The organism is Mycobacterium sp. (genome assembly GCF_052144515.1).
In the GTDB taxonomy this organism is placed as follows: domain Bacteria; phylum Actinomycetota; class Actinomycetes; order Mycobacteriales; family Mycobacteriaceae; genus Mycobacterium.
The window spans coordinates 16,718-27,931 of record NZ_JBKQQD010000483.1; the positions used below are offsets into that span (position 1 = coordinate 16,718).

9 protein-coding genes, 1 tRNA gene and 1 pseudogene are annotated in these 11,214 nt (G+C 64.1%); 4 read left to right on the forward strand and 7 right to left on the reverse strand.

The features are described from left to right. Positions 1-28: 28 nt before the first annotated feature. The 4 genes from ACLP9N_RS32735 to ACLP9N_RS32750 all read right to left on the reverse strand — a co-directional run bounded on the left by ACLP9N_RS32735 (position 29) and on the right by ACLP9N_RS32750 (position 7,017). Entirely contained in the window at positions 29-2,383 is a 2,355-nt protein-coding gene (locus ACLP9N_RS32735) for a glycerol-3-phosphate 1-O-acyltransferase (RefSeq protein WP_442411281.1), read from the reverse strand. Then, positions 2,380-4,086, reverse strand: coding sequence for an HAD-IB family hydrolase (locus ACLP9N_RS32740; RefSeq protein WP_442411282.1), 1,707 nt, complete (start codon positions 4,084-4,086; stop codon positions 2,380-2,382). Before ACLP9N_RS32740 ends, ACLP9N_RS32735 begins: the two co-directional genes overlap by 4 nt. Next, entirely contained in the window at positions 4,083-5,555 is a 1,473-nt protein-coding gene (locus ACLP9N_RS32745) for a WS/DGAT/MGAT family O-acyltransferase (RefSeq protein ID WP_442411283.1), read from the reverse strand. The genes ACLP9N_RS32740 and ACLP9N_RS32745 overlap by 4 nt, the downstream gene beginning before the upstream one ends. Positions 5,556-5,763: 208 nt before the next feature. Then, on the reverse strand, positions 5,764-7,017 hold the full coding sequence (locus ACLP9N_RS32750; RefSeq protein WP_442411291.1) for an alpha/beta hydrolase fold domain-containing protein: 1,254 nt from the start codon (positions 7,015-7,017) through the stop codon (positions 5,764-5,766). A gap of 187 nt (positions 7,018-7,204) precedes the next feature. Here ACLP9N_RS32750 and ACLP9N_RS32755 point away from each other — a divergent pair. After that, positions 7,205-7,278 (forward strand) — tRNA-Arg (locus ACLP9N_RS32755). Positions 7,279-7,400: 122 nt separating this feature from the next. On the opposite strand, the gene ACLP9N_RS32760 is transcribed toward ACLP9N_RS32755, so the two are convergent. Together ACLP9N_RS32760 and ACLP9N_RS32765 are read right to left on the reverse strand one after the other, a co-directional pair. After that, a complete protein-coding gene (locus ACLP9N_RS32760; protein ID WP_442411284.1) occupies positions 7,401-7,523 on the reverse strand; it encodes a hypothetical protein in 123 nt (40 codons plus the stop codon). Positions 7,524-7,528: 5 nt separating this feature from the next. Continuing rightward, positions 7,529-8,176: a hypothetical protein gene (locus tag ACLP9N_RS32765; protein WP_442411285.1), complete on the reverse strand. Its 648-nt coding sequence runs from the start codon at positions 8,174-8,176 to the stop codon at positions 7,529-7,531. A gap of 521 nt (positions 8,177-8,697) precedes the next feature. On the opposite strand from ACLP9N_RS32765, the gene ACLP9N_RS32770 reads away from it, so the two are divergent. The 3 genes from ACLP9N_RS32770 to ACLP9N_RS32780 all read left to right on the forward strand — a co-directional run bounded on the left by ACLP9N_RS32770 (position 8,698) and on the right by ACLP9N_RS32780 (position 10,790). Next, positions 8,698-9,516, forward strand: a complete 819-nt coding sequence (locus ACLP9N_RS32770; RefSeq protein WP_442411286.1) for a lysophospholipid acyltransferase family protein — start codon at positions 8,698-8,700, stop codon at positions 9,514-9,516. Positions 9,517-9,631: 115 nt separating this feature from the next. Beyond that, complete coding sequence (locus tag ACLP9N_RS32775) at positions 9,632-10,138, forward strand: DUF2505 domain-containing protein (RefSeq protein ID WP_442411287.1); 507 nt, start codon at positions 9,632-9,634, stop codon at positions 10,136-10,138. A 349-nt stretch (positions 10,139-10,487) separates the two neighbouring features. Further along, positions 10,488-10,790: a serine hydrolase gene (locus ACLP9N_RS32780; protein ID WP_442411288.1), complete on the forward strand. Its 303-nt coding sequence runs from the start codon at positions 10,488-10,490 to the stop codon at positions 10,788-10,790. 46 nt (positions 10,791-10,836) lie between these two features. Here ACLP9N_RS32780 and ACLP9N_RS32785 read toward each other — a convergent pair. Continuing rightward, positions 10,837-11,214: pseudogene (locus ACLP9N_RS32785) on the reverse strand (glycerol acyltransferase); the annotation flags it as partial.

An 11,214-nucleotide genomic window follows, 5' to 3' on the forward strand; every position in this document is an offset into this window, starting at 1 on the left:
CACTTAAGCGTATGAGCGCGGAACCCGACTACTCAGCTCGGCTTGCCCGTGCCTTTTGAAGTGCCTCTGCCTCGCGCGAGACGAATTGAGTGCGTGCGATCTGCCCGACGTAATCGCAATCGCGGACGATGTCGCGCAATTCCCGCCGGAACGCGACGCGCCGTTCGGCGAGATCGGGGCCGGGTCCGATCAGGTCCTGGTCGGCAACGACCTGGCGCGCGGTGGCGAACAGCAGCGTCGACACCGACTCGTTGCTGCGGACCCGAGTCTGCGCCACGTACTGACGGCCGACGCCGAGCGCCAGGTCGGTCAGTTCCTTGTCGCCGATGCCGGCCGCGGCATCGCGCAACACGTCGGCGACGATCTCATACGACTCGAAGACCACACGCAACATCGCGTCCGACATCAGCGGGCGCTTGGCAAACAGTAGGGCGTCGATCTCGTCTCCCCCGGCGGCGACGTGCGATTCCCAATCTTGGTGCCACGTCATCTCTTCGGCGATGTTCTCGCGAAACGCCGCCGAATCGGCGAAGTAGAAATCGAATTTCAGCAGATCCCGCAGCCGCATCACTTGGGACCAGAACGCTTCCATCCGGTCACCGTCCGCGCGCGCGGCGTACGCCAGCGCCAGCTCGACGATCGAGGTCTCCAGGAACGCGTGTATTACCGAGTTGCGGTAGAACGCCGCCGCGTGTTCGTCGTCAGATGCGATGCGCCACACCGGCTCCCGGCCGCCGTCGATGCGGGTGATCGGATGTCCGTTGGACAGCGCGTCGACCGCCGCGCGCACACCGTCGCGGGTGCGCAGCCGCAGCGCACTGGTCGACATCGGGGTTTGCTTGCGCTCGAGGTAGTCAAGCGAATCCTGCAACGTGTGGTGTAGCTGATCGAGCGTGAGCGCCGCCCCGCGAGTGGTCAGCAGCAGCGCACACACCAAACCCGTCGCCGTCACCGGTGTCGCCTGCAAAATCCGCCACGCGACTTCGAACGACATCTTCTGCAGCGCAAGACGTTTGGCGTCCTTGTCCTGCTCCAGCTGACCGTGCGGCGGACCCAGATATTGCCGCATCGAGACGGCTTCGGGGAACCGGACGTAGATCTTGCCGTAATTGCGTTCGCCCTGCGCCTTGATGAAGTTGTACAGCCAGCCGATCCCCTCGGGCGTCTTTTCACCGCCACGAGCGTATTCGGCGTACTCGGCGGTCTCGTGCAACTGATCGAAACTGATCGACACCGGCTGCAGCAGAATGTCTTCGCTCCGGCCGTCCAGGTAGGCGTCGGCCACATACGACATCAGACCGAGCTTGGGTGGCAGCATCTTGCCGGTACGCGAACGTGTGCCCTCGATGGACCAGCTCAGGTTGAACCGCTTCTCCACGATGTAGCCGACGTATTCGCGCAGGACGTACTTGTAGAGCGGGTTCTCGCCGATGTTGCGGCGGATGAAGATGACCCCGGAGCGTCGCAGCAACGGCCCCATCACCCCGAACGACAGGTTGATACCGGCGAATACATGCACCGGCGGCAGCCGGTTCTCCTGCATCGCGACTGGGACCACCGCGCCGTCGATGTAGGACCGGTGCGAAAACAGCAGCACCGCCGGATGAGCTTCCAGCCCGGTACGCATCGCCGCGACCTGATACTCGTCGTAATCGATCTCTGGTTCGAAGCCGCGGCTGAGCGCCCTGCCGAGGACGCCAACCAGGTCGACGGACACTCTGCTCCACCCGGTCGCGAGTTCGTCGAGCATCTTCCCGGCTTCTTCGACGGTTGCCCCCGGGATCTTTTGCAGGCCGGAACGAAACCGCGTGGACGCCAAGATCTCTGGCTTCACCAGGCGCGGGGACTTGTACTGCGGTCCGAGGATTCGGTACTCGGCTCTTTCCATCGCCAAGTACGCCCGGCGCGTGACGAACTGGGCGAAATCGCGCTCGTCCTCTCCGACGGTGGTGTCACGCCACTGCTGGCGGAGTTCGGACACCTTGGCCGGGTCGCCGGCCACCACCCGCGCGCGGCGGGGATCCTTATCCAGGATGCGACGTTGCAGACGTTGGTTGGGCTGGTAGGGATCTCGGCCCGGCAGCAGCCCGGCCAGTTTGGCGAGTCTGCCGCGATCCGGCGCCGGCAGCCAGAACACCCGCACCGGCACGACGGAACGGTCCTCACCGGACTCGAGCTGCCCCACTAGCGCGGTCAGCGCCGTCGGCGGTGCATCGCTGGACGGCAGCCGCAATACGTCGAACTTTGCGTCCGGATTTCGGGCCCGCTGCCGGCCCAGCCAATCCATCACCAGCTGCATTTCGACCGGAGTCTCCATGGACGCGAGCACCAGCGAATCTTGCGCGGTGAGAACAGCGCTGGTGTCTGCGGCCGGTTCGGTCACGGCCGTCCCACGGGTGACTGTTGTGCATCACCGTCTTTGAGAGCGACCTCGGATTCGTTCGGATTCGTCTTGGCCGGGCTCTTCGGCTGCGCCTTCTTCGCAGGCGCCTTCTTTACGGAAGCCTTCTTCGCTGGAGCCTTTTTGGCTGCAGTCTTTTTCGCGGGGGCCTTGGCTTTCTTGGGCGCGGCTTTTTTGGCGCGCGTATACAGACCGAACTGCGGCAGCTCGTCGACCGGCCAGTCCGCCAGAGTATCCAGGTAGAGCTGGCGTACCTCGGCGATGTGATCTGCCAGCGTGTCAACGGTCCAGTCGTCGACCGCGATTGGCGGAAACACCGCGACATCGACCGTGCCTGGATTGATCGTGGTCGAGTTGCGTGAGGCGACGATCTCCGCGTTGCGGATCACGATCGGTACGATCGGGATCCCTGCCGCCATCGCGAGACGAAAGGGCCCCTTTTTGAATGGCCCGACTTCGGTGGTGTCCAGCCGCGTGCCTTCCGGGGCCATCAGAATGGAGAGTCCGGCCTTGGCTCGCTCTTCGACCGTCTGCATCGTCTCCAGCGCGGCGCCATGATCGTCGCGGTCGATGAACACACCGTCCAGCAGCTTGCCGAGCGGGCCCATGATCGGGTCACGCTCCAATTCTTTCTTGGCCACGGCAACCCAGTTGTCGCGTATCAGCGAACCGGAGATGATCGGGTCAACCTGGTTGCGGTGGTTGAAGATGAAGACGGCCGGACGCTGCGCGGTCAGATTTTCTTTCCCACTGACATTCAGCTGCACTCCGGTGGCCGCCAACACGGCCTGGGAAAAGTTGGAGGTGAAGAAATTGACGCCGCGCCGCCTACTGCCGGTCAGCACGCCCATCGCCACAGCGCCCGCCCCGACCGGCAGCATGGAGCCGAAGCCGGCAAGTGTGCGTATCTGCCGCCGAAAACCCACACCGCCGCGGCTGTCGAATTTTAAAATCGGCCAGCCACGGCGCCGAGCGACGGCCGCCATCTTGCCTTCGGGGTTCGTCGGCCGTGGATTGCCCACCAGGTACATCAGGGCGACGTCCTCGTCACCGTCGGCGTAGAAGTAGCTGTCTTTGAGGTCGATGTCGTGCTCGGCAGCGAACTTCTGGACCGCGGCGGCCTTGCCCGGTCCCCACAAGATGGGCCTCAAGATGCCGCCGGTGAGCAATCCGTCTTCGTTGATCTCGAACTTGTTGGTAAGGGTGTCGGAGATCCCGAGGAAGCGCGCCACCGGATTGACCTGGATGGTCAGCGCCGACGAGCTGAGCACCACGGTGTGGCCGCGCGCCACGTGCGCCCGCACCAGCTCCCGCATTTCCGGATAGATCCGGGACTCGATCCGCTGGACGAACAGCCGCTCGCCGATCTCCTCCAAGTCGTCGATGAGTCGCCCGGCCAGCGCCGCCGACGCCTTGCCGATGAGGTCTTCGAACTCGATACGGCCGAGGGTGTGGTTCAGGCCCGCCTGAACCATGCTGAGCAGCTCTCCCACCCCCATGTCGCGGCGCAGCAGACGCTCCTGGGTGAGGATGACGGCGGTGAAGCCGGCCACCAGCGTCCCGTCCAGGTCGAAGAATGCACCGATCCGCGGGCCATCAGGACTTGCCAGGATCTCGGCGACCGAGCCGGGCAACTGCAGATCCCGGGCCGGCTTGCGCGCCTCGCGCTGTTCGGAGGCGCTCATGAGCCGGACACCGATCGATTCGCCGAATCGGCCGGTTCAGCGAATGAAGCGGGCACCGCACGCGGCGCCGGATCACCTGCCAGGGCCAGGATCTCGTTGAAACCCTCCAGCAGACACTGGGCGAACAACGCCTCTTGCCGCACCGACGCCCTGTCGTAGCGCACGGTGATGGTGCACCAGCCACCCCGGGAAATCAGCACCACCATCATCGCCACGCCGGGTAGAGGGCCGATACCGTACTGCCGCAAGACTTTTGCGCCGGCGATGTAGGTGTCTCCCGGGTAGACCGGGACGTTGCTGGCCTGCACGTCCGAGCCGACCACCGACCCGGTGATCCCCTCCAGCACAGCTGTCGGCAGCACACTCAGCAGCGGTGCGATGGAACCGATGATGTTCATCGCCGGCTCGTCACGGCGCTGGGTCATCTGCGCACGAATCTTCTTCATCCGCGAGACCGGATCGGTGGTACCCAGCGGTGCCGCCAGGTTGACGCCGGTGAAGCGGTTGCCGCCGGCCGTATCGGCGTCGGCCCGCAGGCTCACCGGCACCGCCATCGGCAAGGTGCTGATGGGCACTCCGAGAGCGTCGTGGTAACGCCGCAGGGCGCCACACAGACCAGCGAGATAGGCGTCGTTGATCGATCCTCCGCCGGCTTTTGCGGCCTTGTGCAGGTCGGAGAGCGGGATGTCGATCGATTCGGTGCGGGTGGCCAGGCTGCGGCGGCGCAGCAGCGGCGACGGCTCGGCGGCCCGGTTGATCACCCGCATACCCGAGAGCGCGTAGCCCACGATCCCCGAAACCGTGGACGCGGGTTCCAGGACGGCCCGCCCGGCTGCTGAAACGACGCCGGACACTGCGCCCAACGCGCCGCCGAGTACGGCCATGGGCAGGTGGTTGATGCCGTGGCGCATCAGATCGTTGGGCGTCAGATCCTGTGGGATGGGCAGTGGGGGCGTCGGCCTGGCCGGCGGATCGCGTTCGAGGTCATAGATTTCGGCGAACATCTCGACGCCGCCGACACCGTCGGTCACCGCGTGGCTGACGTGCAGCAGCGTCGCGGCCCTGCCGTCGGCCAGGCCCTCGACCAGCGTGGCCGTCCACAGTGGCCGCGATATGTCCAGCGGTGACTGCAGGGTCAATTCGGCGAGGTCGAACACCTCGCGCAGGGTGCCGGCTCCGGATACCCGCACCCGGCGCACATGGAAGTCCAGGTTGAAGTCGGGATCGACCACCCAGCGCGGTGCGGCCGTCGGCAGCGTCGGCACGACCACCTTCTGCCGCAGCCGCAATACCCGTCGGGAGGCGTTTTCGAAGCGGGTCCGGAACCGGTCCCAGTCCGGGGTGGTGTCGAGAAGTTCGAGCGCCATGATCCCCGACCGGGTCCGCGGATTCGCCTCGCCGCGGTGCAACAGATAGTCAACCGCGCCCAGCTCGTCGGGCAGTCCACCCCCCTCGACGGACTCAGTCACCGATCAAGCCTCCTGCCTCAGACTTGCCAACCCAGCTGCCAACACAACGCTAGTCGGGTTGACGCGCTGGTGAAAGCAGCATCCGGGCGGGGATCCAGTCGCTGCCGCGGGAGACGCAGGGTCCGACGACGAAACCCCGTGGCGGGTAGCCGACTTCGAAATTGTGCGGAGTTTCGGCTCGCCGCTTCAGCTGGCCTTCAGCTGGCCTTCAGCTGGCCGAGGTCGCCGACAGCGGCGACAAATCCAGTAATGAGTTCGCGCGCCGGCCGTAGACAACTCCCAGGAAGTCCGCGACGGCTTTGGCTGCCAGCCGTGACCGGACCGTCGGGGTGATGTCGAAAGCGTGGTGCGCATTGGCGAGTTCGGCGTAGGACACCGTGGCGGCTCCGGCTTCCCGCAGCGCCGCGGTGAAGGCCCGGGCCTGGCCGCTGGGAACCAATTCGTCTTTCTCGCCGTGCAGCACGAAGAACGGCGGAGCTTGGCGGTGCGCATAGGAAGTCGGCGAAGCCGCCTTGAACCGCTCGGGCTCGTCGGCGTAGCGGGCCTTCATCACGAACTGCTCGAGGAACGGCAGCATCATTTCGTGCATGTTGTCGAAGTCGGTGAAGTCGTAAACGCCGTAGTACGGCGCCACCGCCTGCACGGTCGTGTCCGCGTCTTCGAACGCGGGCTGAAACTCGGGGTCATTGGGGGTCAAAGCGGCCAGCGAGGCCAGGTGGGCGCCCGCTGAGCCGCCGGTGATGGCGAGAAAATCGGGGTCGCCACCGTAGTCGGCGATGTTCTCGCGGACCCACGCGATCGCCCGCTTCACGTCGATGAGGTGGGTCGGAAACGCGCAGCGCGGGCTCTTGCTGTAGTTGATCGAGACGCAGATCCAGCCGAGTTCGACCATGTGGCTCATCAGCGTGTAGCCCTGCACGCGTTGGTCGCCGACCGCCCACGCGCCGCCGGGGACCTGAATCAGTACCGGCGCCCGCGACCCGGGCGCCAAGTCATGGCGTCGCCAGATGTCGAGCAAATTGTCGCGTCCGCGCGGGCCGTAGGAGATGTCTGAGGTCTGTCCCGCGTACCGCTGGTGTGGCCCGGGCCTTCGCAACAGACCAGTGCGGGGGGCGCACGCGGGTTGAACGGAGGTCGGATGACACACCAGTTCGCGGAAGCCTGGCCCGAAGGACTCCTCGAGCGCGGCGGTGAGGGCTTGATCCGCTCGCTGCGCGGCCCATGTCGTGCCGACGCGGCCGATCGACGGCCGTGATGACCGAGACAACGCATGCCCGGTGACCACGTGCGGGGGAAACTCGGTGGAAAGCCAGCCGGCGACCCAGCCAACGGCGAACGGCGAGCCGCGCAGCAGCAAAGCGCCGGCCCGGAATGTATCTCTGGCGTCGGCCGCCAGCTGGGCTCCTTGTCGCAGCGCTTCGGCACCAGCCCGCGAGCACCGCGAAGTCACGTTCATGACCATGGTCAACGCCACCCCTCGACGTCAGGCACACGCTCCGTTGCGGTTAACAGTTGTTTACCAACTGATGTTGTACGTGTGTCGAGATCCACACCATAACCGATAATCATGGCGCGGGAAGGGTTTTCGCGCGCGTGGCGTTCGACTGAACCGATCAACCGATGCCATTAGATAGACTGACCTGCGCATTGCCTCCGTAGCTCAGGTGGATAGAGCAAGGGCCTTCTAATCCCTAGGTCGCACGTTCGAGTCGTGCCGGGGGCACTGAAAATCGCCTGGTCGTGCCTGTAGAGGCTTCGCTGTGTCGGCTCGCCGGGGCCGTGAACGCGGCTTGAACGGGCGAGCGGCGGTTTGCACGCGGCGCGGGCGGGCCGCTAACAAGCCTCCTAGGCCCGCCGCAGCGATACGACGTTGTCCGTCGTGAGCTCCGCGCGCTTCTCGGGCGCGGGTGGCTCTGGGAGGTTGTTCGCCGACGCCTGCTCGGGGAGATATTCGGCGTACACCGTCATCGTCACTATTGATCCGCGATCAGCGTCTTGAGGGCGATTGCGATCTCACCAACCGTGAATACCGTGTCCTGCATGCTGGCAATGTCGAACTTGAACTCTAATTCTTCCGTCGCCCGGTAGGAGCCAGTCAGCTTGTGCGCGAAGGTATTTCGGCGTTTTCTCACCTTCGACACCATTGCCATGATCTTGTTTTCTTCATCGGAAGTAGCGTCGTGTCGGAGCACGAATGCCTTCACAAGCTGGTTAAGGCCGTCTCGCGACTTCTCGCCATCTGGTGCTAAGTCCTTGAGCAGGCTCTCCAGCGCCGCCACCGCGGTGAGCATGGTCGCGCCGATTGAGATTTCCTGGGCGTTCTCAACTATGAACAACTTCTCATCGAGCACCATGTCAGATTCACCCTCCCACCCAGGAACTTGGTGCGAGCCATCTTTCCTTTGTTGTTCGAACTGGGCCTTCACGTTATCGACCGATTGGCGAGTCGAGGTGGCGACGAGGATCGCCGCACTCAACCTGTCTTTGAAGATCATGAACTCAACTTGGTCGAACTGGTGGAAGTTCACGTATAGGTCGGCGAGCACATCGGGGCTGTCATCCGCAGTCTCCCAGGGCCGCGAAGCCGAAATCACCGTGCCGGGCGCCGGCAGGCCTGACAATTCAGACGCTCGCTCGACGCTGGCCGAAACAACTGGCCGCTCACCGCTTCGAGGGCAATGGAATGCGGTGCACCGGTATGGCGAATTGGAGGCAGAAGCATTCTGAACCCGTCGAAGCCGAGCTGAAATGAACCGATAAATTCCGGCAACGCTTGCAAATAGGCTTCTCAAGGTGGGACGCGCGTTCGATTTCCGTCACCGGCTCTAACAAATTAGCGGTCGGTAAGTTCACAGGTCAGCCTGCCATGGTTTCGTTCGGGACGACCATTTCGACTAGCGTTGCCAGCGCCGACACAGGCGACTTACCGTCAAAGCGTTCATGCGTCTGGTACGCCGCCGAGAAGGGAAGCAGCAGATTATGGGACGGTTCGATGGGAAGGTCGCACTCATCAGCGTGTCATGTCGATGAGGCGGCGATAATGTCCGCGCGTTAAGCAAGGTACCGAGCAGAAAACCACGTGAACTGATCCTGGCCCCAGTACCATCAGGCAAGGCGACGCAGCCCGCGAACAGGGGTAGCCGTGAGCGAGACCGACCTCGACGGTGTGGAAATCATAAAATGGGACCCTGGCCTGATCAAGATCGCGGTTGGTCTGCTCCGGCCGATCGTTAAGCGGTATTACCGCTCAGAGGTTCATGGCCTCGAGAACATTCCGCCCGGGGGATGTCTCCTCGTGTCGAACCACTCCGGCGGCGAATTCGCGATGGATTGGCAGGTGTTCGTTGTCGACTTCTACGACAAGTTCGGTTACGACCGGCCGATCTACTCCTTAGCCCACGACGCCATATTCCACGGCCCGCAAGGTGACCTGTTGCTGCGCCTCGGCGTCATCCACGCCACCCCCGGCAACGCCGAGAAGGCGCTGGCGGCCGGCCACTTAGTCCTCGTCTTCCCAGGCGGTGACTACGACGTCTACCGGCCGAGCCGGTCTGAGAACGTCATCGACTTCGGCGGCCACACCGGATACGCCCGCACGGCCATCGCGGCTGGAGTTCCAATCTTGCCGGTGGTGTCCATCGGCGGTCAGGAGAACGAGATTTACCTGTCTCGCGGCACCCGGCTGCTGCACGCACTTCGGTTGAACAAGCTGTGGCACAAAGTGACCCGAACCGACGTTATGCCGATCACCTTCGGTTTCCCGTTCGGGCTCAACTTCGTGGTATCGGTTAACATGCCGTTGCCGACCAAGATCGTGACCCAGTTGCTCCCGCCTATCGACATCGCCGGAGAGTTCAAAGGTCATCCCGACGTCGATGGCGTCGACAAGTATGTGCGTCAAGTGATGCAAGAGACGCTCGACGAACTGGCCGCCAAGCGCCGCTTCCCTATCCTGGGCTGACTGCGTCGACCGAACCCCACCGGTTGAGGCGCGCTCGGTGCGCCCACGGAGTCTCACCCGGGGCACCCTGAGCAAGCGGGATTCGAGCGCCAGCCGAGGCGGTAGCGTCACAGCTATGCCGCGTACAGTCAGCTGGTCAACCGAATCCCCGTTCAGATGCGAACAATTTCATTCGGCGTTCAGCGATGAGGATTATTGGCTGGCGCGGCTGGGTCAGTACGACGCCGGCACTGACATCCTGGATTCGCTGATCGTCGACGGCGACGGCGACGGCACCGTGGCCACCACGCTTAGCGTTTTTGGTGATCGGCTGCCCAAGATGGTCACCCAGTTGCACCGCGGCGATGTGAAAATGGTGCGCCACGAGAAGTGGACTCCGGTTGAAGGTGGCCCGGTTCGCGGCCAGATGAGCACTACGGCGCCGGGCGTGCCGCTATCGGTGCTCACCGAGGCTTTGCTAACGCTAGCTCGAGACGGTTCAAGGTTGGAGTACACCACGACGGTGGCGGTCAGAGTCCTTTTTATCGGCGGCAAGATCGAGAGCCACATCGGCAGCAAGGTGCCCGAGCATATCGCCGAGACGCACCGCTTCACGATGGCGTGGATCAAGGGGAATGCCTGACTCCGGCGGGGGAACTCGCCGCCGGTGGGCCACGTCGGCCCTTTGCGAGTTGTGGCGCTGCAATACCCGCAAAGACGTGCATAACAAGCTGCAAGCAGTACCGGGGCGATGGGAAATAAGGTGAGGCTGCGGCACCCCCGCCCGCTCATGCGTGCGGCAGTCGAGTTGGTTCATGCGCTCAACGCATTTCGGCCACTCGGACGCAAGGGCTACGCCACGTTCCTGGCTTTCTGGTTCGGCTGGCGTACCACCGAGGTGCCCCACCTGTTCATGACCGCTTCGATGATCGAGGCCGTACGCCGCGCACGCCGCGGCGACTTCACCGGTCGGCGGCGGCCAGCTGGGCGGTGTGCGCATCCTTTCCGAGGAGACGGTGCGCAAGGCCTCCGAGATCCAGAACGACCAACGCGACCGGGTCATCGTGATGACCATGCAGTGGCGCCTTGGCTACCATCGGCTGCCGATTCTTCACAAACAGTTCCCCCGCGGCTATGGCCATTTCGGGTTCGGGGGCTCCGGCGCTTTTGCCGATCCCGAGCACGATCTGGCCCTGGCGATGGTGTGCAACCGTGGGCGCGGCACACCGATCGGCGATCTGCGGATCCTTCGCCTAAGCCAGGCCACCGCTCGCGCCGTCCAGTCCCTCGGCTAGGTCATGACCCGAGCCGCCGGCTTCAGCGATGCCGGGAATCGCTCGATCAGCCCAGCACCGGGAACCGCCGCTGGCGGCCCAACCGGTCAAGGGCAGTCTGCATCACCGAGCGGACGTGGGCGTCAACTTCGTCGACGTCGGGATCCTCGCCGAACTGGGCGACGATGTCGATCGGCTCCAGCACCTGATAAATGATCTTGGTCGGCAACGGAAAATTGGCCGGGAAGAACACACTCATGCCGAACGGGAAACCGATCGTGAGCGGCATGATCTCCGCCCGCAGTCGGGGCAGACCCAACCGCTTGGCCAGCCAGGTGCCGCGGGTCACGAATAGCTGGGTCTCCTGGCCTCCGATCGACACCGCAGGCACGATGGGCACGCCGGCTTCGATCGCGGTTCTGACATATCCAGTGCGCCCGTCGAA